15 protein-coding genes are annotated in these 23478 nt (G+C 39.5%); all 15 read left to right on the forward strand.

What is annotated here, in order from left to right; genetic code table 11:
• The first annotated feature begins 432 nt into the window (after positions 1-432).
• The 15 genes from add (at position 433) to PING_RS07740 (ending at position 23390) form a co-directional block, all read left to right on the forward strand.
• Complete coding sequence (gene add, locus PING_RS07675; protein ID WP_011769832.1) at positions 433-1434, forward strand: adenosine deaminase; 1002 nt, start codon at positions 433-435, stop codon at positions 1432-1434.
• 270 nt (positions 1435-1704) lie between these two features.
• A complete protein-coding gene (locus PING_RS19830) occupies positions 1705-1863 on the forward strand; it encodes a DUF3012 domain-containing protein (protein ID WP_011769833.1) in 159 nt (52 codons plus the stop codon).
• Between the two features lie 54 nt (positions 1864-1917).
• On the forward strand, positions 1918-2607 hold the full coding sequence (locus tag PING_RS07680; protein ID WP_011769834.1) for a hypothetical protein: 690 nt from the start codon (positions 1918-1920) through the stop codon (positions 2605-2607).
• A gap of 116 nt (positions 2608-2723) precedes the next feature.
• A complete protein-coding gene (recC, locus tag PING_RS07685; protein WP_011769835.1) occupies positions 2724-6173 on the forward strand; it encodes an exodeoxyribonuclease V subunit gamma in 3450 nt (1149 codons plus the stop codon).
• An 85-nt stretch (positions 6174-6258) separates the two neighbouring features.
• Positions 6259-9939, forward strand: a complete 3681-nt coding sequence (recB, locus tag PING_RS07690) for an exodeoxyribonuclease V subunit beta (RefSeq protein ID WP_011769836.1) — start codon at positions 6259-6261, stop codon at positions 9937-9939.
• Positions 9933-12029, forward strand: coding sequence for an exodeoxyribonuclease V subunit alpha (gene recD, locus PING_RS07695; protein WP_011769837.1), 2097 nt, complete (start codon positions 9933-9935; stop codon positions 12027-12029). Before recB ends, recD begins: the two co-directional genes overlap by 7 nt.
• Positions 12030-12222: 193 nt before the next feature.
• Positions 12223-12690, forward strand: coding sequence for a Cys-tRNA(Pro) deacylase (gene ybaK / locus PING_RS07700; protein ID WP_011769838.1), 468 nt, complete (start codon positions 12223-12225; stop codon positions 12688-12690).
• A gap of 44 nt (positions 12691-12734) precedes the next feature.
• The gene (locus tag PING_RS07705; protein WP_011769839.1) at positions 12735-13673 is read left to right on the forward strand and encodes a DMT family transporter; all 939 of its coding nucleotides are present in this window, start codon (positions 12735-12737) and stop codon (positions 13671-13673) included.
• A 152-nt stretch (positions 13674-13825) separates the two neighbouring features.
• Positions 13826-14428 (forward strand): MarC family protein, encoded by a 603-nt coding sequence (locus PING_RS07710; RefSeq protein WP_011769840.1) that lies wholly within the window; start codon positions 13826-13828, stop codon positions 14426-14428.
• Between the two features lie 493 nt (positions 14429-14921).
• Entirely contained in the window at positions 14922-16229 is a 1308-nt protein-coding gene (gene tig, locus PING_RS07715) for a trigger factor (RefSeq protein WP_011769841.1), read from the forward strand.
• Between the two features lie 168 nt (positions 16230-16397).
• Complete coding sequence (gene clpP / locus PING_RS07720; protein ID WP_011769842.1) at positions 16398-17021, forward strand: ATP-dependent Clp endopeptidase proteolytic subunit ClpP; 624 nt, start codon at positions 16398-16400, stop codon at positions 17019-17021.
• Between the two features lie 14 nt (positions 17022-17035).
• Positions 17036-18313, forward strand: coding sequence for an ATP-dependent protease ATP-binding subunit ClpX (gene clpX / locus PING_RS07725; RefSeq protein WP_011769843.1), 1278 nt, complete (start codon positions 17036-17038; stop codon positions 18311-18313).
• A 155-nt stretch (positions 18314-18468) separates the two neighbouring features.
• Positions 18469-20826: an endopeptidase La gene (lon, locus tag PING_RS07730; protein ID WP_011769844.1), complete on the forward strand. Its 2358-nt coding sequence runs from the start codon at positions 18469-18471 to the stop codon at positions 20824-20826.
• Positions 20827-20983: 157 nt separating this feature from the next.
• Positions 20984-21259, forward strand: a complete 276-nt coding sequence (locus PING_RS07735) for an HU family DNA-binding protein (protein ID WP_011769845.1) — start codon at positions 20984-20986, stop codon at positions 21257-21259.
• Between the two features lie 235 nt (positions 21260-21494).
• Positions 21495-23390, forward strand: coding sequence for a SurA N-terminal domain-containing protein (locus PING_RS07740; protein ID WP_011769846.1), 1896 nt, complete (start codon positions 21495-21497; stop codon positions 23388-23390).
• Positions 23391-23478: the final 88 nt, after the last annotated feature.

Genomic DNA, 23478 nt, shown 5'->3' on the forward strand with positions numbered 1-23478 from the left:
AAATATTGCTTAATTAATGAGCGCCTTACTCTGGCAACAGAGTATATGAAAATTTTATACTGTCTAGTGTTTTAGTCAGTTTGTCACAGACACAGAAGATACCATTCTTTATACTGCTCTATAAAGCAATATATTGTTTTGATGATTAGTATGTCAAACCCGATAATTTTATCTTTATTTATGCGGGTTAAAAAATATGTAGGCGAGGCATAAAAAACTGTTTTAGTCTTTACTCTTGATTTGATTTCAGTTGAGTTGATTTATAACATCCTATTGTTCAACACTTACTAATAGTCAGCTAAAGCTGTTCAAAATAGTTTCCTACTATTGTTGCGTAATTAGAATAGCTAGTTACTGCAATCAATGCCTTGCTTTTATGCGTTTTTTCTGCGCCTAAAGAGATCACTAAATTAACGGAATTGGTACTAAATAATGATTACTAACACGCTCCCATTAACAGATCTTCACCGTCATCTTGATGGTAATATCCGCATAGAAACCATTTTAGAATTAGGTCAAAAATTTGCCTTACCTTTGCCCGCTTATGATATTGAGGGCTTACGTCCCTATGTGCAAGTTGTTGAAAATGAAGCAGATTTAATGGCTTTTTTATCTAAATTGGATTGGGGTGTCGCGGTGTTGGGCGATCTTGATGCTTGTCGCCGTATTGCCTATGAAAATGTGCAGGATGTGATGCATGCAAAAATTGATTATGCGGAGTTGCGCTTTTCACCTTATTACATGGCAATGAAACACAATTTACCGCTTGCTGGTGTTGTTGAGGCTGTTGTGGACGGTGTGCATGCGGGGTGTCGCGATTTCTCTGTTAAAGCCAATTTAATCGGCATTATGAGCCGTACTTTCGGCAAGCAACGCTGCCAACAAGAGCTTGCTGCTTTATTAACTCAAAAAGATAAATTAGTTGCAATTGATTTGGCTGGCGATGAATTGGGGCACCCCGGCGAGCATTTTGTCGAACATTTTAAAACAGTTCGAAATGCAAATTTACAGGTCACTGTGCATGCCGGAGAGGCAGCTGGTGCAAGCAGTATTTGGCAGGCAATTAATAAGCTTGGAGCAACCCGCATTGGGCACGGTGTGAAAGCGATTGAAGATCCGACATTATTGGATTATCTGGTTAAACATAAAATAGGGATCGAATCTTGTTTAACCTCAAATAGTCAAACAAGCACGGTGAGCTCCTTTGCAAAGCATCCTATAAAGACTTTTTTAGCGCACGGGGTGCTCGCGTGTTTAAACAGTGATGATCCCGCTGTTGAAGGGATTGAACTCGCGCATGAATATCAAGTGGCGGCAACAAAAGTCGGTTTAAATCAAGACCAAATTCGTCAAGCACAAATTAATGGTCTTGAAGTTGCGTTTCTATCTGATGCCGAAAAAGCAGCACTGCGTAACGATGCATTAAATCGTTAGCTATTTATCCACGCGGTGCAATATCTGATTAATTCCTTTACTATCAATTCCCTTCAAAATATATATTCAAGGGGATTGCATATATTAATCATTAGAAAAAATGATATCTTGATGTTGTTGATGAAAAATTCATGTGTATTGTATTACTGGGCTTATTTGTTTTGGGTTGTACGCCGACCGTGAGTTGTGAGTTGTGGGCTGTAAGCTGTAGGCAGTAAGCAGTAAGCAGTGGGATGTAGGTTTTAGGCTTTAGACAGTGGAGAGTGATGGATGAAAAAATTGATGGGTGCTGTATTACTGGGCTTATTTGTTTTAGGTTGTACGCCGAAAATCGGCAGCGAAGAGTGGTGTGGATATTTAGAAGAACAACCTAAAGGGGATTGGACGGCAAATGAAGTAAGGGATTATGCTAAGTATTGTATTTTTTAAAAACTCAAACAGGTGTCTACGGATGGCCTTTTTTTAATACAGGAGTTGTGAGTGATGAATAAAATATTTGAAGTGAACATGATTGAATTAATGGTGGGTGGGTTACTGATTTTTTTATTGTCAGTCTGGATTGGAAAAGTTTGGAATAATAAAGTATTACGTAAAAAAAAGGCACAAGTTGACGATTATATTAAAACGCTTAACGCGAAACATGCAGAGCAAGTGGCATCGCTGGAAAATGAGCTGAAAGTTGATCGGCACTCCCTAAGGCTCACTCAAACTCAGCTTATTGAGAAACGTATTGCAGTGATTGATCAATGTTACAAATACTTTGCAGATTTTGATCAGGCTATTGATGAAGTGAAGAGCAGTGAAAAAACGTTCTCGCCACAGGAAAACTATGATTTGGCTCTGCTTAGATTTACCGCCTTTGTCTCTTTTTTTGACAGAAATAGAGTTTATTTTTCTGCCTGGACGGCTACAAAAGTCTCTAAATCGCATGCCTCTAGTGCTGCAACACTGGATTTAATGAAAGCATTAATCTATGCAGACGAAACATTATCAAATACGACCAATGAAGAGCTGCAAAGTCTTTTTAATAAGTTAAACAGTGACGTTAATCGCATCAGGCAGGAGATTGAATCTGAAATGCGCGCTATTTTACAGATTGATCAGACTATTTATGATGACGATCAAGATAGCGATCAGGATAGCGCTCTCCCGGCACTGTCAATATTCCACTGAGTGGTGTTTTAATCTTTTTTATTGCAGCTTTAAAGCTGCTTTTATCAGAGATGTTTTTGTGGAATAATTGGCAATAGTTTGCTATTAAAAATATAAATTGAACAGGGAAGAAACGTGTGTTTCGAGTATATCATTCAAATCAACTGGCGCTTTTAAAAGATTTATTGGTGGCTTTAATGCAGGGGGCGAAGCTGACAGACCCTTTTGCAAGCGAAACGATCCTAGTGCAAAGCCCGGGTATGGCACAGTGGTTACAATTAGAAATAGCACAATCAACGGGGATCAGTGCAAATATTGATTTTCCTTTACCTGCAAGTTTCATCTGGCAGCAATTTAAACATGTTTTAAAAGATGTGCCGGATAAAAGCCCCTTTAATAAAATGTCGATGACCTGGCAGATTATGCGGCTCTTACCCGATTGTTTAGAGGATCCTGATTTTTCTGCTTTATTACATTATCTCGAAGATGATTTATACCTGCGTAAGCGTTTCCAACTAAGCCAAAAAATCGCTGATATTTTTGATCAATATTTAGTTTATCGTCCGGAATGGATTGCAGCTTGGGAAAATGCCTCTGAACAGGAAATCAGCCAGTGGCATGCTGAAAACACCGAATCGATACCTGCGTGGTTAGAGGATCAGCGTTGGCAAGCCAAATTATGGAAAAAACTCACTCTGACTATTGCCGAGTCATTTAAAGCGCAGGGTAAAGCCTACCACCGTGCGGGTTTATATAAAGACTTTTTAGACACACTGGCCACTAAAAAAACACTGGAGCATCTGCCTAAGCGTATTTTTGTATTTGGTATATCGGCACTGCCTGAATCTTATCTGCAGGCGTTATTAGGACTCGCTGAACATTGTGATGTGCATTTTTTGTTAACTAATCCCTGCCGTTATTATTGGGCTGATATTGTTGATCCTAAATTGTTAGCCAAACGTTTTGCGCAAAGTCGTCAGAAATTAACTGTCAGTGGCGGTGAAATAAAAAATTTACCCGACTCCAGCTGGCAAAAAGATGCGTCGCATTTACAGTGGTCACAAAGCAATGATCCTGACAATGAAGTGGGTAATCCTCTTTTGGCTTCTATGGGTAAAATGGGACGTGATTTTCTTTTCCAGTTGTACTCGTTAGAACAACAGGAAGTGGATGCTTTTGTTGATATTACGCGTGATAGTTTATTGCATCATATTCAAGCGGATGTCTTAGACCTGCAGGACAGCAGTCAGGCATTAAGCAAGGATCCTAGCGCGCGTATTAGCCTTGCTCCGGAAGGTAACTCTCTCACCCTACATTTATGCCACAGTGTGATGCGCGAAGTGGAAATATTACACGATAACCTGCTGGCAATGTTTGCGGCAGATAATAACCTCACGCCAAAAGATATTATAGTGATGGTGCCTGATATCGATCAATATGCCCCCTATGTACAGGCGGTATTTGCCAGTGTAGAACAAAATCGTTATATCCCCTTTAGTATTTCTGATGTCAGTGCTCAGCAAGAAAATCCTATTTTGATCAGTTTCTTACAGTTATTGAATCTCAACCAGACACGTTATACTCGGGAAGATATTTTAGCCCTGCTGGAGGTGCCTGCCATATTACAGCGTTTTAACTTGAATCAAGATGAGTTTGTGTTGTTACAAAAATGGATCAACGAAAGTGGTATTCGTTGGGGCTTAGATGAAAAAAGTGCTGCACAGTGGGATTTACCCAGACTGTCGCAGAACAGCTGGTTATTTGGCATCAGGCGCATGCTGCTCGGTTATGCCATAAGTGATACTTTGTTTGAAGGTATCTCAGCCTATGATGAAATACAGGGTTTGCAGGGGGATTTGTTAGGCCGTTTTATCGACTTTATTGATGCTTTAATAAAGTTACAAGAGGGTTTAAAGCAGTCTTATAATGCCAATCAATGGCAGGCTTTTGTGTACCAACTGCTGGAAGACTTTTACCAGGAAGATGACGACAACACCATGGTCTTATCTCTTATCCGTAATGAAATGGATAATTTATTAGACCATACTGGGCAAGCTGATTTTACTCAACCTATCTCATTGTTTGTCTTAATTGAGCACCTAGAGCAGCATCTGTCGGATCAGGGAAACAGCCAGCGTTTTTTAGCGGGGCAAGTTAACTTTTGTACCCTGATGCCGATGCGTTCTATTCCCTTTAAAGTTGTTTGCCTGTTAGGCATGAACGATGGTCAATACCCCCGTAATATTGTTCCTATGGGATTTGATTTGATGGCAGGGCATCGTAAGCGAGGTGATCGCTCGCGTCGGGAAGAAGATCGATATCTCTTTTTAGAAGCACTGCTGTCGGCACAGGAAAAATTTTATATCAGTTATATTGGCCGGGATATTAATGATAACAGTGAAAAAATGCCCAGCGTATTAGTCTCGGAGTTACTTAACTATTGCCAGCAAAGCTTTGTATTAAAAGATAATCAGCAGGATCAAAACCGGGTTGCAGAAAAAGCGCTCAAGGCGTTTATCTCTTTTCACTATCCGATGCAAAGTTTTAGTGAACGTTATTATCAGGGCGATGTTAAAACCTACAATCCGAACTGGTGGGCGGCATTAAAGGATGCTAAAAATGCAGGGGAAAAGAGTCACAAGCGCCTTCTGACTCTGGATCAATCCTTAACTGAAGTACCATTAGAGCAATTAAAACAATTTTTAAAACATCCCTGCAAGGTGTTTTTTAATCAGCGCTTGGATGTCTACTTTGAATTAGATGACGATCAACAGGAAAATGATGAACCCTTCTCTTTTAATCATTTGCAGCAGTATGTTCTTAAACATGAACAGTTTGAATATGCTCTGGAGGGAAAATCATTAGATAATCTTTTTATTGAAAAGAGGGCTGCTGGTAAATTACCTTTTGGCGAATTTGCAGCACTGATTTTCACTAAAGATCTCGAGCCAATGGAGAACTTGGCGGATTTAACCACGAGTTATTTTATAGGTGAGATTGAAACCATTAATATTGATATTCAGTTTGCTGAAAAACGTTTATTCGGTGAGTTAAATGATCATTGTGAAAAAGGATTAGTACGGGTTAAAACTGGGAATATTAAAGGCAAGGATATTTTAACTCTTTGGTTGGAGCATCTTTGTTATTGTATCGCTTCCGGCCAAAATCTGAACTCCACTCTGCTTGGGCAGAAAGAGGGGTTCTATTTTAAAGAGCTGCCTGCGGATTATGCCTACAACAGAATAAGTGAACTGCTTGCGTTATATGAAGCGGGTTTGCAGCAACCGCTGCCTTTCTTTATACAGAGTGCTTTTGCCTGGTGTGAGCAGGTGCATAAACTTGAGCCCAATTGTTTTGTCTTTGATGATTTGGAGTTTGCAACTATTGCCGAAGCCCAGCAGGTGGCATCGCTCTGTTTCTCAAATGATCGTGGTTTTTCGGAAGGACAGGATCCTTATATCAATCGATGTTATGAAAACCTGGAAGACCATTGGGATGCTTTTCAGCCTTTAGCATTGAAAATATTTATGCCGATTTTGTCTAATATAAAGCCAATTGATTACGATGACTTAGATGGTGACGAATAATGGTTATTCCAGAAATTTTTATGGCGGCTGATAGTTTATCCAATATAAGCTCTATTGAATATTCAGAATCGGATGGCGGCGAATAATGGATAAATTAAATAAAATGAATACCACTAAAACAGAACTTGTCGTCCAACCGCTTAATGCATTAACTTTTCCTCTGTACGGGCAACGTTTAATTGAAGCCTCTGCAGGCACAGGTAAAACCTATACCATTGCCAGTTTGTTTATTCGCCTGTTACTCGGTCACGGTGAACAGGCTGCGCATCAAGGTCCTTTGACCGTTGACCAAATTTTAGTGGTCACTTTTACCGAAGCTGCAACAGCCGAGCTACGTAACCGTATTAGAGAGCGTATTCAAGATGTACGTTTAGATTTTATTCAAGGTGAGAGTGATAATCCTTTTACCCAAAGTTTGCTTAAGGAAGTAGTCGATCATCAGGTTGCTATTCGTTTATTACGTTTTGCTGAACTGCAAATGGATGAAGCTGCTATCTTTACTATTCATGGTTTCTGCCAGCGAATGCTGATGCAAAATGCCTTTGAGTCGGGCAGTTTATTCGAACAAAATTTATTAGAGGACGATGCTCAGTTATTACAGTTAGCCTGCAATGATTTCTGGCGCACTTTTTTCTATGGTTTATCCACACCTCTGACCGAACTTATTTTTAGTTATTGGGAGAATCCCGGGCAGCTGCAGAAAAATTTACGGCCGTTTTTATCACGCAGCGATCTGCATTTTTTACCGAAAATTAATGATTTTGATTTTAAAGCTAAGTATGAGCGCAGTATATCATTCATTGAAACCCTTAAAATAAACTGGCTTAATGATCAGTCGGATTATGCTGATATTATTACCCATTCCGCGGTTTCTAAACGCAGCTATAGCAAGAAAAATATCCCTAACTGGTTGAAAGAGGTCTCTCAATGGGCGTTAACCTCCAGCGCCAGTTTAAGTTTACCTAAAAGCCTGGTTAAATTTTCACAAAAAACATTAGATGAAAAAACACCCAAGGGTGAGATCCCAACACATCCGGTCTTTAGTGAGATTGAAGCGCTGTTAGCATTGGACCTCTCATTAGAAAATACTATTTTGGTAAAAGCCACCCATTGGGTGCAAGCACATCTGCAATCAAATAAAAATAAACAGATGTTATTGGGTTTTGATGACTTGTTAACACGCTTGGATGCGGCACTGCAAAACGGCAATGAAAAGAGTCTTGCCTTGAATATTAGGACGGCATATCCGATTGCTCTGATCGATGAATTTCAAGATACCGATCCGGTTCAATACCGTATTTTTACCACTATTTATCAGTCCCTTGAAGGCGAAGATTCCGAACCGCTTGATAAAAGTCTGGGTTTATTTATGATTGGCGATCCCAAGCAGGCGATTTACAGCTTTCGTGGCGCTGATATTTTTACCTATATGAAAGCGCGCCAGAATGTCAGTGCGCATTACAGCTTGGATTATAACTATCGTTCCACGCCCGAAATGATTGATGCTAGTAATACCTTTTTTGAATTTTGTCCCGCACCCTTTATTTATAATGATGATATCCCCTTTAGTGCGGTGCAGGCACCCGATAAGCGACGTAAAAAATTAGTGGTGGAGAATAAAGACGATCCTGCCCAAAGCGCATTACAGTTTATTCACCCCGTTGGCGGAGAAAATAGTCAAGGTTTCAAAGATTCAATAACCCATGCCTGTATCAATGAAATCAAAAAAATACTGTTATTAGCCCAGCAGGATAAGGCTTATCTGGAAGATAAAAAGGGTAAAAGAAGTATTATTAGGGCAAACCATATCGCAGTCCTAGTGCGCACTGGAAAAGAAGCACAGTTGATTCGTAACGCTTTATTTAATGAAAATATTAACAGTGTTTATTTGTCACTCAAAGAGAGTGTCTATGCAACATCCCATGCAAAGGACCTATTGCGTATTTTACAGGCTTGTTTAAACCCTGAAAATGAGCGTTTATTACGCGCAGCGATCGCCTGTAAACTGTTCTGTCAAACACCTTATCAAGTGCATCAAATTTTATTGAATACCCGCTTATGGGAAGAGAAAATAGGGCAATTTATAGAGTACCGCAGACAATGGCGCAGTGTGGGTATTTTGGCAATGTTACATAAATTATTTCATCAACAGGCAATAAGCGCTTATTTACTTAAAGATACTCAGGGCGAACGTTTATTAACAGACGTATTACATTTAGCGGAGTTATTACAAAAAAACAGTGTTGACCATGATGGTGAGTTTGCTTTGTTACGCTGGTTCGGTGAGCAGATAAAACAAGGAAATAGCGGTGAAAGTGAGCAAAAACAACGTTTAGAAAGTGAAAAAGATCTGGTTCAGGTGAGTACGTTACATAAAGCAAAAGGGCTACAATACGATATTGTGTTTATGCCTTTTACGGGGTTATATCAAAAACCTCAAGCCTGTTTATATCATGATCCTGACCAGAATAATGCGCTTATTTTTGATCTGCAAAATACCAAGAATAATGCTGCCCTCGCTGAAAAAGAGCAGCTGGCGGAAGATTTGCGCTTATTGTATGTCGGTCTGACGCGCAGTGTTTACCGTTGTTACATTGGTATTGGCAATTACAAAAAAGGGCGCGAGAAAAATAGTCCGCTGTGTAAAAGCGCGCTGGGTTATATCTGCTTACAGGCGGGTAAGGGTCTGTTAGCCGGTGATACCGAACAATTAAATAAACAGTTACAAAAAATGGCTGACAATAGTCTGAATATAAGCATCCGCCCAACGCCATTGTTGGATGAAACGCACTATCAGGCCAGACAAAGCGATCAACCTTTACAAGCCCCCTTGGTGCTCGGAAAACAGGTTGAAAGGAATTGGTGGATCAGCAGTTATTCATCATTGTCACGCTTTCATACACAGACTAATACTCAGGTAGCTTCAGTGACACCTACCGTTATGCCTATAGATAATATCAGCAATGAACAGACTGAAGTGTCACCCGCTATTTTAACCAGTCCCGAAAAAACACCCTTTAGTTTTCCCCGAGGGGCTAAGCACGGCACCTTTCTACATGAATTATTTGAGTTAACTAACCTTGAAAATATGGAAACTGAAACGCTCAATGAACTGTTATTTGAGCAACTCTTATTACGCCATTATCCGGATCCGGAATTGTGGGCTCCAGTATTAACCGCTTGGATAGAGCAGATTCTAGGTCATGACTTAGCTGCCGGCGCTGATATTAAATTAGGTGATTTGTCTGCCCAGCAGAAAAAAATTGAAATGCAGTTTTTTATTCCCATGCAGGAACTGCAGGCAAATGAGGTCAATAACCTATTAAAAAAATATGATCCATTATCTGCGCGTGCGGGGGAGTTGCAGTTTCGGACAGTACAGGGGTTTTTAAAAGGTTTTATCGATTTAACATTCGAAAAAAATGGACAATATTACGTGCTTGATTATAAATCTAATCATCTTGGTGACTGTTTGCAGGATTATAATCAAACTAGTATGGAGCAGGCCTTGATTGAACACCGCTACGATTTTCAATACCAGCTTTATACTCTGGCGCTGCATCGTCTGCTTAAATCTCGTTTAGCAGATTACGATTATGAAACCCATATTGGCGGGGTTTTTTATACCTTTTTACGGGGTATGCAGGGCGAACAGGAATACGGCGTTTATTTTGTTAAACCCAGTTTTAGTCTGATAGACGGGCTTGATAAACTGTTTTCAGGGCAAAAAAACAGTGCTAAATCAACAGTGGAGCCGATATGTTAACACAACTAAAACAATGGAAAGAGCAGGGGCTATTACGTTCAATTGATTACCATTTTGCAGCCTTTATGGCGGAAATGGGGGCGGATAAATTAACCCAGTTAAGTGCTGCCTTCTGCAGTGAATATCTGGGTCTTGGGCATATCTGTTTACCCGTTGAAGAAATCATTATCCGTTTAAATGATAAATGTTCGTTAAGTGAACTTGATTTGCAGGGGTTTTGCCGGGAACATGATATGGAATGTTTATTGCAGAATAATTTTGAGGCACATGCGTTATTAAGTAGTTCAATCTGTGTGGGTGATAATGCCCCCCTGTGTTTACAGTTTAATGCCTTGTATCTTACCCGTTACGCCCTGTTTGAGCAGCTTATCGCTGATAAATTATTGGATCAACCTAAGTTGTCCTTGGGTTCTGATATCAAGGTGGAACTCGATGTTTTATTTGCCACCAATTATACCTATTTATGGCAGGATTGGTGCCGCGATCCAAGACAACCCCTGCCTTTATTATGTGAAAAATATATTGATCTTCTCCCTGGATCGACAGTTGACTGGGTAGGAGTTGAACAGTTATTTAGTCAGGCCGAAAATGCGCAGGATTTACAACCCTTAGGATCCTTGATTCCGGAAAATAAACGCTGTAACTGGCAAAAGGTCAGTGCTGCATTAGCCTTGACTACTGCGCGATGTGTTATCTCAGGAGGGCCCGGCACGGGTAAAACTACGACTGTTACTAAACTGCTCGCCTTGCTGCTGAAATTTCAACCAACACTGTTGATTAAATTGGTTGCTCCAACGGGAAAAGCTGCTGCGCGTTTAACAGAATCTATTACCCATGCCTTAGTGGAATTAAACATTGAGCCGGGCATTAAAGACAAAATGCCCAAGGTGGCGACGACCATTCACCGCTTGTTGGGGGTAAAAGCCAACAGTAATCACTTTCGTTTTAACCAGGATGAAAAATTAAATGTCGATCTGCTGGTGGTGGATGAAGCTTCGATGGTCGATTTGCCGCTGATGGCAAAATTATTAATGGCGCTACCGGATCATGCCCGCCTGATATTATTAGGTGATAAAGACCAGCTGGCATCGGTTGAAGCGGGAGCTGTTTTAGGGGATATTTGCCATTTTATTGAATCGGGATACAGTGCTAAAAAAGCGCAGCTGTTGGCAGATTTAACGGGTTATACCTCGTTAACCAAGACCGCCCCTCGGTCACCTAATATGGCTGATAATTTATGTTTGCTGCGTAAAAGTTACCGTTTTGACCAATACTCGGGGATTGGCTATTTAGCCAAGGCGATTAATAGCGGCCGCGCAAACAGCAAAAAGGTGATGGCGTTATGTGATGATTATAATGATTTGCAGCACTATCCGAATACTGAGTTGGGTAAAAAAGAGTTGGCAGCTCTGGTCTTGGAAGGTTATCGTCCCTATTTACAAAACCTGTCGACTATTACCGTAGACAATCGAAACCTTGCGGGGCAACTATTAAAGCAGTTTAACCAATTTAAAATATTATGTGCGACGCGCGAAGGGGAGTGGGGAGTCAAGTGTTTAAATAAACTCTGCGAAACGGTATTAGAAAAAGCAGGCCTGTTAACGACCGGGCAAGTGCACAAGGATCCGCAACATGCCTATGTTTATTGGTATGTCGGTCGTCCGGTTATGATAACCCAAAACAATTATCATTTAGGTTTATATAATGGTGATATTGGCCTGTGTTTATTAGATGAATCTTTACAGTTACGTGTTTATTTCCAAATGCCCGATGCGTCTATTGCCGATTTTCAGCCAAGTCGTTTGCCCAACCATGAAACTGTTTTTGCCATGACGGTACATAAAAGCCAGGGATCTGAGTTTGAGCACACTGTATTAGCATTACCTGAAAATCACGTCTCTGTGGTCAGCCGAGAACTCATTTATACCGCTATTACCCGCGCAAAAAAACAGTTGACGCTGTTTGCCGATTTATCCTTAATGGCCAGTGCGATGCGCCATAAAACAAAACGTTTTAGCCGTTTAGTTGAGCGTTTAAAAAGCCCATCCGTAACCCTTGCAGAAAAAGTTAAACAGAAAATAAAAGAATAAAGTGGCAGCTGGGATTAGCTTAATGAAAACCCCGGCTTACAAGGTGGAATGAGTTGCTTATCAAACCACAGTAATTCTCATTTTATTAGTCAATGCATTGATTAATAAAATGAGAATTACTTAGTTATAGGTACTGCGCTAAAACGCGTCTAAACAGCAGCAAAAAAAATTGCTTTATAAGGTAGAAAGAAAGATGACACCAGCCGTTGATCTCCTTAATAAACACAAAATGAAATTTAAAATTCATCAATACCAGCACGATAAAAACTGTGATGCCTATGGATTGGAAGCCGCCCAGAAAATGGGGATTGATGGACAGCTGGTTTTTAAAACATTAGTGGTCAATGTTGATAATGAAAATCTGCTAGTGTGCATTTTACCCGTAACCAAAATGCTCAACTTGAAAAAAGTGGCTAAAGTCTGCACTGCTAAAAAAGTGGTCTTGGCAGATAAACAAGCAGTGCTTCGTTCAACGGGTTATGTACTTGGTGGAGTGAGTCCCTTGGGGCAGAAAAAACGTTTAAAAACTGTCTTAGATAATAGTGCATTAGCATTGCAGTGCCTTTATGTGAGTGCGGGGAAAAGAGGGCTGGAGATAGCATTAAATCCAACGGATTTAATCAACCTCACAAATGCACTTAACGCTGATATTTGCCAATAAACCTTATAATACTTATCATTCGACCACTTTGGGAATATTCTTTAATGTTAAAATTAATCAATTTAGGTTTGTTATCTGGTTTGTTTTTCAGTGCTACCTTTGTGTTAAATGAAATAATGAGTGAGCAGGGGGGGCACTGGTTTTGGTCTGCATCATTACGCTATCTGTTTATGGTTATTTTTTTGCTGATCATTGCTTTATTAAGTGATGGGATTAAACAGTTAAAACAACTGTTGCAGCTTTTTTTACAGCATGCTGTCTTTTGGATTGTCACCGGCAGTATCGGATTCGGGGCTTTTTATGCGTTAATCTGTTTTAGTGCAGATTATTCCCCCGGTTGGATTATCGCCGCTACCTGGCAATTTACTATTGTTGCCAGTTTATTGGTCTTAATGTTGTTTGGCAGACGGTTTCCGTCTCGTGTCTGGTTATTTTCCACCATGATTTTTTTCGGCGTTTTATTGATTAATTTATCTCAGGCCACGGAGGTCAGCATTAATCAGCTTTTATTTGGTGCTTTGCCGGTGTTATTAGCGGCTTTTTGTTACCCTTTGGGTAATCAACTGGTCTGGGAAGTACGTCAGGGACAGCATAAAAAGTTACCAAAAATTCATTCTCCACTGTTAGATAAAGCCTTTAATAAAGTGTTATTAATGTCATTAGGTTCCATACCTATGTGGATCGTTCTGGGTTTATTTGTGCAGCCTGGTTTGCCGGAGAAGAGTCAGATATTAAATACCGCGCTGGTGGCTTTATTTTCCGGTGTGATAGCTACCAGTATCTTTATTTATGCCCGTACTAAAGCGACCAAAGCCAGTGAATTAGCAGGGGTTGATGCCACTCAAGCGAGTGAAGTGGTATTTGCTATGATAGCCGGTTTGATATTACTTAATTCTGTACAAATAAACCTGCTGGCAATCTGCGGCTTAGCGTTTGTTTTTATAGGATTAGGTTTTTTCGTGCTATATCAAAATAGGCCATAAGGGGTAATCTAAGCGTCTCTCTTGGGGGTTATTATTCAGCATTTGGCCACATTCGATTTTTTTGATTGATTGATTTATTTAAGCGTTTTTTTACCCGAATATATTAATGATTGTGTTAGCATTGCGTTTTTAAAAACTAGAGTGAGCCTGCAATGTTGGAAACGTTTTTTACCCTTTATTTAAAGATGTTTTTTATGATGACACCTTTTTTTGTGTTGTCTATTTTCTTGAGTTTAAGTAAAAAGCTTAGCAATCCTGCGAAAAAAGTGGTTATTTTAAGATCCTCAATTGCCGTTGCTGTTGCGGGTTTAATTTTTTTATTATTTGGTAAATATATTTTTAGCTTGTTTGGTATTACCTTAGATGCTTTTAAAATTGGTGCAGGGACAGTTCTCTTTTTAAGTGCCTTAGAGATGATTAAGGGTGGAGAAGTACCTGAAAACACCATGAAAAAAGGCAGTGATTTTGCCATTGTGCCGCTTGCTATTCCAAGTGCCATCGGGCCTGGTCTGATTGGTGTTTTAATGGTTATCGGTGCTGAGATGTCCGGTGTGCTGGGGATAACGCTGGTTATTTTGTCATTACTTGCCGCCGTTATTTCACTCGCTGGGGTTTTATTACTTTCAAACAAATTGCAGGATTTAATTGGCGAGCAAGGTTTGGAAATTATACCCAAAATTACCGGGTTATTTGTTTCTGCCATTGGCGCTCAAATCATTTTCTCCGGCATTCAGGGCTTCCTGTTGCAGTCATAATCGAGTATCTTCAGACGATTTTAACCCGCATAACTGAATATAAAAAGAGTGGATTTGGTATAACGGGTTGATTTCTCATGTTCGCACCCCTATATCCTCTATTAGTTGTAATTACTTTAGATTTGATTTATGTTTTACGACCATTATTGATGCTAACTAAAGATAAAAATATTGTCGCCTATTTGAGCAGTGTGATTTAATTGAAGCAATTGTAAAATATCTATTTTTGTATCTTGCCGATTGGTAATTTTATAAATTATATTCTGCTTACCATTTTTCATTTTTCGTAAGACTCGACTAAAGCATAAACAATGTCTATAATGGTGGGTCTTAAATTTCATCATCGAAATTAAACTCAATAATTTACTGAGGTGTTATTTTAATATATGTTGTTGTTTAAAAACGATAATTCCTTAGAAGTTTAACTCATCACTGAAGGTGGGCTGAACTAGCTAACTTAATTTATTAACGTCAAAAAGATAAAGGAAATAAAATGCAAGTTTCTGTTGAATCAACACAAGGTCTAGAGCGCAAGCTTACTGTCACTATTGCTGCTGAAGCATTTGATAAAGAGTATAATAGCCGCGTTCATCATTTAGCTAAAACACAACGTGTTGATGGTTTCCGCCCAGGTAAAGTACCCACTTCTGTTGTCACTAAACGTTTCGGCGCGGGTATTTTCCAAGAAGTGGCTGGTGAATTGATGCAGCGCAACTTTTCTGAAGCGGTTATGGCTGAAAAACTTAATTTGGCAGCACGCCCTAATTTTGAACCTCAAGCGCGTGAAAAAGGTCAAGACTTTACTTTTACGGCAACATTTGAAGTTTACCCGGAAGTAACACTAAGCCCATTAGAAGCGTTATCTATTGAGAAAGATTCTGCAGAAGTCACTGATGCTGATCTGGATAAAATGATTGAGACGCTGCGTAAGCAACATGCAGAATGGAATGCGGTTGAACGTGAAGCTGCAAATGATGACCAGGTAACACTTGATTTTGAAGGCTCTATTGATGGTGAAGTATTCGAAGGCGGAAAAGCCGAAGGATTCGATATTGTATTGGGCAGTGGTAAAATGATTCCGGGTTTTGAAGCGGGTATTGTTGGCCATGCGGCTGGCAGTGAGTTTACTATCGATGTAAACTTTCCAGAAGATTATCATGCAGAACAACTTAAAGGTAAAGCGGTACAGTTTGCTATTAAACTGACTAAAGTTGAAGAACAAATTCTGCCAGAAATTACGCCTGAATTTGTACAAAAATTTGGTGTTGAAAACGGCGAGTTAGAAACATTAAAGCATGATATAAAACAAAATATGGTGCGTGAACTCAGTCAGGCACTTAAAAATAGCGCTAAAGATAAAGTATTAAACGCACTTGTTGAAAACAATGAAATTGAAATACCTAAAGCGTTAGTTGAAGACGAAATTGTTGTTTTACGTAAGCAGGCGATGGAACGCTACGCTAAAGAAATGGATCCAGAAAACTTACCTGAGTTACCTGCTGAATTGTTCAAAGAACAAGCTGAAAAACGCGTTAAAGTCGGTTTTCTGTTAGGCGAAGTGATCAACGTTAATGAATTAACCGTTGATCAAGAAAAAGTGGCTGCATTAATTGAATCTGCCGCATCAGCTTATGATAATCCTGCAGAAGTCATTGCATACTACAAAAATAACAAAGAAATGATGCAGAACATGGAAAATGTTGCATTAGAAGAGCAAGCAGTTGATTTTATCATCGAAAAAGCTAAAGTAACGGAAGTAAACAAATCGTTCGACGAAGTTATGAACAAAGTAGTTGCTTAATAGAAACTTATTATTCAATTTTATACCCAGTGTACAGCGCAGAGATGAAACTTTTTTGATTTTTCAGGCGTTTGGGTATTAGCTTTCAATGGCTCGAGTGATTTCACTCGGGCCATTTTACATTCAGTATTAGCAATTTTATTTAATTTATTAGGGTAGAAGTTGAACATGTCAAATCCATTTGCTGGAAATACCGATCCAATTAGTAACGCGCTTATTCCTATGGTTGTGGAACAAACAGCAAAAGGAGAGCGTTCTTATGATATTTATTCACGTTTATTAAAAGAGCGTGTTATCTTTTTGACCGGCCCTGTTGAAGATCATGTAGCGAATGTTATTGCTGCACAGTTATTATTTTTAGAATCAGAAAGCCCGGAAAAAGACATCTTTATTTATATTAATTCACCGGGTGGATCGATCAGCGCCGGCATGGCAATATACGATACGATGCAGTTTATAAAACCGGATGTGAGTACTGTTTGTATGGGGATGGCTGCGAGTATGGGCGCCTTTTTACTCGCCAGCGGTGCACCGGGTAAGCGTCATTGCCTGCCTAATGCAAAAGTGATGATTCATCAACCACTAGGCGGATTCCAAGGTCAAGCTTCTGATTTTGAAATTCATGCTAAAGAGATACTTGCCACCAAACATCGTATGAATGAATTATTAGCTTTTCATACGGGTAAAGACATTGAAATAATTGCGCAAGATACAGATCGTGATAATTTTATGCGCGCAAGTGAAGCAGTAGAATACGGCATTGTTGATTCAGTGTTAACGCATAGAAAATAAGTAAAGGAAAAAAAATGCCAAATAAAAATGATAGTTTACTTTATTGTTCTTTTTGTGGAAAAAGTCAGCACGAAGTAAAAAAACTGATTGCCGGTCCTTCTGTTTATATTTGTAATGAATGTGTTGATCTTTGTGATGATATTATCAAAGAAGAAATTGCAGAAATAAACAGTGCAAGTGAATCGACAACGAGCGATAAAAAATTACCAACACCACATGAAATTCGTGACAATCTGGACGATTATGTTATTGGTCAAGACACAGCAAAAAAAGTCTTGTCAGTTGCGGTATATAACCATTATAAGCGTTTAAAGCATGGTGCTATTTCTGATGGTGTTGAGCTCAGTAAAAGTAATATTCTTCTGATTGGTCCAACGGGCAGTGGTAAAACACTGCTGGCAGAAACCATGGCGCGGTTATTAGATGTCCCCTTTGCGATGGCCGATGCAACCACACTTACTGAAGCGGGTTATGTGGGTGAAGATGTTGAAAACATTATTCAGAAGCTGTTACAAAAATGTGATTATGATGCAGAAAAAGCGCAACACGGTATTATCTACATCGATGAAATTGATAAGATAACCCGTAAATCAGAAAATCCGTCTATTACACGTGATGTTTCAGGTGAAGGTGTACAACAGGCGTTATTAAAACTGATTGAAGGTACAGTTGCTTCTATTCCCCCTCAGGGTGGCCGGAAACATCCAAATCAAGAGTTTATCCAAGTAGATACTTCCAAGATACTGTTTATTTGTGGCGGTGCATTCTCAGGTTTAGATAGCGTCATTGAACAACGTGTTGATACGGGCACGGGCATTGGTTTTGGTGCAACCGTAAGAGATAAAGATTCAAAAGCGACGATCAGTGAAACTTTTCAAAAAGTGTTGCCTCAGGATTTAATTAAATACGGTCTGATTCCTGAGTTTATAGGGCGGTTACCTGTTGTTGCAACATTAACGGAATTAGATGAACACGCATTAGTTGAAATATTAACGGCACCGAAAAATGCAATCACGAAACAATATGCTGCGTTATTTGGATTAGAAAATGTCGAGCTTGAGTTTAGAGAAAATGCATTAATCGCAATGGCACAAAAAGCGATGGGCCGGAAAACTGGTGCACGTGGGCTGCGTTCAATTGTTGAAGAGGTATTGTTAGATACTATGTATGACTTACCCTCGGTAAAAAATGTCAGTAAAGTTGTTATTGATGAAAATGTCATTGCTGGTAAGGCAAAACCTCTACTGATTTATTCGGAAGAGCAAGAACGATTAGCATCGTCTGATAAATAACCAATTAAACCAATAATTATTAAGAAAGAGAGCCTTGTGCTCTCTTTTTTCATTTATTACCTTGAAAAAAAAACTCCAATCCCCAGTATAGTTTACTACGCTTTTTAAAATTTATTTGTTGATAAGAAAAATAAATAAATATTTCCGGGGATATTATGAAAACTGAATCAGAGCTGCAATTAACCCTGCCGGTATTACCCCTACGTGATGTAGTGGTTTATCCGCATATGGTTGTTCCACTTTTTGTTGGTAGAAAAAAATCTATCAGCTGTTTAGAAGCTGCCATGGAGCAGGGTAAAAAAGTATTATTAGTGGCGCAAACCGAAGCTTCATTAGATGATCCAAAATTAGAAGATCTGTACACCATCGGGACAGTTGCAAATATTCTGCAATTATTAAAATTACCCGATGGTACCGTTAAAGTGTTAGTTGAAGGCGTACAACGTGCGCAATTAATTAATAATATTGAAAATAAAGATTATTTTTTTGCTGAGGTTGAGCTACTGGAAAGTGAAGCCATTGATGAAAAAGAGGAAGAGGCTTTATTACGCAGTGTAATGGGGCAATTTGAATCTTATATCAAGCTTAATAAAAAAATCCCACCCGAGGTGTTGGCCTCAGTGAATGGTATTGATGATCCTGAACGTTTAGCTGATACCATCGCTGCACATATGCCCTTAAGTCTGGAAGATAAACAAACTGCCTTAGAGTTAAACTCTATCACTGAGCGTTTGGAATATCTGATGGCAATGATGGAAAATGAAGAAGATATTCTGAAAGTTGAAAAACGTATCCGTTCGCGCGTTAAAAAGCAGATGGAGCGGAGTCAGCGCGACTATTACCTTAATGAACAGATGAAAGCGATTCAAAAAGAGTTGGGCGAGTCAGAAGAGGGTGGTAATGATCATGACCAACTTGCTGAAAAAATAGAACAAGCGGGTATGTCTGAAGAAGCTTATGAAAAGGCAACGTCAGAGCTTAAAAAATTAAAAATGATGTCACCAATGTCATCTGAAGCCAGTGTTATACGAACTTATATTGAAAGCTTAGTGAATGTTCCCTGGAAAAAACGCACGCCGATGAAAAAGAATCTGGCCAAAGCAGAGGAAATATTAGAAGCGGATCATTATGGTTTAGAAAAAGTAAAAGAACGTATTTTAGAATACCTTGCAGTGCAGACGCGGATTAATAAATTAAAGGGACCCATTTTATGTTTAGTTGGTCCTCCCGGTGTTGGTAAAACCTCATTAGGTCAGTCAATTGCGCGTTCCACCGGCCGTAAATATATACGTATGGCATTAGGCGGAGTTCGAGATGAAGCGGAGATTCGCGGACATCGTCGCACCTATATCGGGTCACTACCGGGTAAAATAATTCAAAAAATGAGTAAAGTGGGGGTCAAGAATCCACTGTTTTTATTGGATGAAATAGATAAAATGGCGTCTGATCTGCGTGGTGATCCTGCTTCTGCTTTACTTGAAGTGTTAGATCCAGAGCAAAATAATACTTTTAACGATCATTATTTAGAAGTTGATTATGATTTGTCCGATGTTATGTTTGTTGCTACGTCCAATTCAATGAATATTCCCGGACCACTACTGGATCGAATGGAAGTCATTCGTTTGTCGGGTTATACCGAAGACGAAAAATTGAATATTGCTCAGCAGCATCTAACTGGTAAACAAATCAAACGTAATGGTTTGAAAGAGAATGAAATTAATATCGACGACAGTGCTATTATCGGGATTGTTCGTTATTACACGCGAGAAGCTGGGGTACGTTCATTAGAGCGCGAAATATCAAAAATTTGTCGTAAAGTGGTTAAACAGATACTGCTTGATAAAAAGATCAAAAAAGTAGACGTCAATATTGATAATTTAAAAGATTATCTCGGGGTGCGAGTATTTGATTTTGGTAAAGCGGATTCGGCCAATCAAGTAGGGCAAGTGACTGGACTTGCCTGGACTGAAGTAGGCGGCGAGTTGTTAACCATTGAAGCGACCTCTGTTCCGGGTAAAGGTAAATTAACCTATACCGGATCCTTGGGTGATGTCATGAAAGAGTCTATTCAGGCTGCGATGACAGTGGTGCGTGCAAAAGCTGAAGAGTGGCGAATCAATGCTGATTTTCATGAAAAACGCGATATTCATGTGCATGTACCGGAAGGTGCAACGCCTAAAGACGGTCCAAGTGCGGGTGCTGCCATGTGTACTGTGCTGATTTCTAGCCTGACGGGTATTCCTGTTCGAGCTGACGTTGCGATGACCGGGGAAATTACGCTGCGTGGAGAAGTCTTACCAATTGGCGGCTTGAAAGAAAAATTATTAGCGGCAAGACGAGGCGGCATTAAAACTGTCTTAATTCCTTTTGAAAACACCCGTGATTTGGAAGAGATTCCTGATAACATTAAGGGCGAACTCGAAATTAAACCTGTTCGCTGGATTGATGAAGTGCTGGAAATTGCGCTGCAAGAAAGTATAAAAGGTTTTTCTGTGGAAAAGTCACCAAAATAGGTGATAAACTGCAGAAAATAGAGGGCTGTGGGTGAGTTTTCTATAAATTTACTTGCGCCCAATTAAATAGCAACGTAGCCTTATGAAAATAGAATTGAACCTGTGTTAATTAAGTATTTAATTATGGACATTAAAATAATAAAGATGGAGATGTAAAATGAACAAAGGACAACTGATCGATAATATTGCGGAAAGTGCAGATATTTCTAAAGCAGCAGCGGGTCGTGCACTAGATGCTTTTATCGAGAGTGTGACGGGCGCATTAGTTGAAGGTGATAATGTTTCACTTATCGGTTTTGGTGCTTTCTCTGTTAAAGAGCGTGCTGCACGTACGGGCCGTAATCCACAAACCAACGAACCGATCCAAATTGCGGCTGCTAAAGTACCTGCATTCAAAGCTGGTAAATCATTAAAAGATGCAATCAACGCTTAATCTGTTGTTTGATAAATACTATAGCCCGTTTATTTGCAGAGATGCGAGACAACAGTTATACATTAAGCGCATCCGATGATGCGCTTTTTTATTTAATATCGATTCGATTAAAAAGTATCTTGTTAGGGTTGAAATCTGAAGCGCTTTAGTTGCTTATACGGCGATTAACGGCAGAATATTATCAATTAAGTTGCCATTAAAAAATTGGTCTAAGTTTTTAAGAGAAGACAAAGTTATGTTAGATAAAATGCGCGAAGGCGCACAAGGTGCCACGGCTAAAATTATAATCGTTGTGATAATTTTATCATTCGCCCTAGCGGGAGTGAGTAGTTATTTAGGCGGTAGCGGTATTTCCGTTGCTGTTACTGTGAATGATGAAGAAATAAGTAAAGCGACAGTTGATCAAGCTTATCAAAATGAGCGTACTCGTTTAGAGCAGCAATATGGCGAACAGTTTGCACTGCTGGCATCAACTCCTAATTTCAACCAAAAAATTAGACAGCAAGCGATGCAAACGGTTATTTCAGAGCGTCTTCTTACGCAAGCCATTAAGGATATGGGATTGCGTATTGGTGATGAGCAAGTTAAACAAGAAATTCGTAAAATGAAAGAGTTTCAAGTTGATGGAAACTTTAATAACGAACAATATTTATCATTATTAAGACGAGCGAGTTATACACCGGCGCAATTTAGTCAAAGTATAAAACAGGATCTCGCACGTCGTCAGTTGCTTACTATGGTACTTGGTAGTGAATTTATCTTACCGATGGAAGTGCAGCAAGCTAATCGCTTACAAGCTCAAAAACGTGTGGCAAGAGTGCTAACGGTTAAAGCGAGTGATTTTGCTGATAAAGATCCCATCAGTGAACAAGAAATATCGACTTATTACGAAAACAACAGCCAGTTTTTTCAAACAGCTGAGCAAGTCAGTGTCGATTATGTTGTCTTAGATGGTTCATTGTTAGCTGACCGGGTGACCTTAAGCAGTGAAGAGCTGGAAAAATATTACGACATGCACGCATCTGATTATCAGCGTGGTGAAAAGCGCAAAGTTGCGCATATCTTACTGCTCGGAGACAACAGTGCGGCAAAAGAAAAAGCGCAAGCTATTTTGTCTGAACTTGAAGAGGGGGCTGATTTTGCACAACTTGCCGCTCAAAAATCAGAGGATAGCTATTCTGCTGAAAATAATGGTGAATTGGACTGGTTTGAACGTGGTGTAATGGATCCTGCATTTGATGACGCTGCATTTAAGCTCACCAAAGAAGCGCCTTTGTCGAATATTGTTAAATCACAATTTGGTTATCACATCATCAAATTAGTTGATATTCAAGAAAGTAAGAAATTACCTTTGTCCGAGGTGACAGCGCAAGTTGAGAACGCCGCCAAACGGGAAGAAATGAATAATCTTTATTATGAGCTGCATCAAAGGTTAAGTGAAGCCGCCTTTGAAAGACCTGATAATTTAGATGAAGCTGCTAGAGTGCTTGGCACAGATATTCAACATACAGAACTGTTTTCAGCTGCAGAGGCGCCCGAACCGCTTACAGATAATGCGGTTTTAAAAATCGTATTTGATAGCGCATTTCGTGAAGATAGAATGAACTCAGAGCTTATTGAGCTTTCTGAAAATAAAGTGATTGTTGTCCATGTTAATCGTTATCAAGCGGCGGCATTACAACCACTTGCTGACGTTTCTGAGCAGATTATAGCGCAGCTACAGGCACAGAAAGCGCATAAAAACACAGAAGAGTTTGTTAAGTCGTTAATGGTCAAGTTGAAGGCACAAGAGTCGATTGAAACTATCTTGACTGAGAAAAATTTGGCATTCAGTGACCCGTCAACCTTTACACGTAATGACAGTGAGCTTGATTATCGTGTGATGCAGGCGGTCTTTAAATTAGCTAAACCAACGGAGCAGCAAGCGACCTACGATTGGGTGACCACAAGTACAGATGATTATGCGTTAATTGAGCTAACGTCTGTTGAAGAACTTGATTCTGAGTTGAAAAACGTTGATAAGATACAAAAACTTGAAGAGAGGTTGCAACGCTTATTTTCAGAATCAACCTATCAAGCCTTATCAATGGCGTTAATGGCTAATGCAGATATTAAATATCCTGCTGAATAATTAGATTATTTGCTAAAAAACTAAAAAGGCGACTATATTTAGTCGCCTTTTTTATGGCAGAAATAACAGTGGGATGTCAAAAAAAGGG

This window comes from Psychromonas ingrahamii 37 (assembly GCF_000015285.1).
Lineage (GTDB): Bacteria > Pseudomonadota > Gammaproteobacteria > Enterobacterales > Psychromonadaceae > Psychromonas > Psychromonas ingrahamii.

Excerpts from the sequence above, each read along its gene's own strand:
- add (WP_011769832.1), top strand. The coding sequence starts at position 433 with ATGATTACTAACACGCTCCCATTAACAGATCTTCACCGTCATCTTGAT.
- PING_RS19830 (WP_011769833.1), top strand. The coding sequence starts at position 1,705 with ATGAAAAAATTGATGGGTGCTGTATTACTGGGCTTATTTGTTTTAGGT.
- PING_RS07680 (WP_011769834.1), top strand. The coding sequence starts at position 1,918 with ATGAATAAAATATTTGAAGTGAACATGATTGAATTAATGGTGGGTGGG.
- recB (WP_011769836.1), top strand. The coding sequence starts at position 6,259 with ATGGATAAATTAAATAAAATGAATACCACTAAAACAGAACTTGTCGTC.
- recD (WP_011769837.1), top strand. The coding sequence starts at position 9,933 with ATGTTAACACAACTAAAACAATGGAAAGAGCAGGGGCTATTACGTTCA.
- ybaK (WP_011769838.1), top strand. The coding sequence starts at position 12,223 with ATGACACCAGCCGTTGATCTCCTTAATAAACACAAAATGAAATTTAAA.
- PING_RS07705 (WP_011769839.1), top strand. The coding sequence starts at position 12,735 with ATGTTAAAATTAATCAATTTAGGTTTGTTATCTGGTTTGTTTTTCAGT.
- PING_RS07710 (WP_011769840.1), top strand. The coding sequence starts at position 13,826 with ATGTTGGAAACGTTTTTTACCCTTTATTTAAAGATGTTTTTTATGATG.
- tig (WP_011769841.1), top strand. The coding sequence starts at position 14,922 with ATGCAAGTTTCTGTTGAATCAACACAAGGTCTAGAGCGCAAGCTTACT.
- clpP (WP_011769842.1), top strand. The coding sequence starts at position 16,398 with ATGTCAAATCCATTTGCTGGAAATACCGATCCAATTAGTAACGCGCTT.
- clpX (WP_011769843.1), top strand. The coding sequence starts at position 17,036 with ATGCCAAATAAAAATGATAGTTTACTTTATTGTTCTTTTTGTGGAAAA.
- lon (WP_011769844.1), top strand. The coding sequence starts at position 18,469 with ATGAAAACTGAATCAGAGCTGCAATTAACCCTGCCGGTATTACCCCTA.
- PING_RS07735 (WP_011769845.1), top strand. The coding sequence starts at position 20,984 with ATGAACAAAGGACAACTGATCGATAATATTGCGGAAAGTGCAGATATT.
- PING_RS07740 (WP_011769846.1), top strand. The coding sequence starts at position 21,495 with ATGTTAGATAAAATGCGCGAAGGCGCACAAGGTGCCACGGCTAAAATT.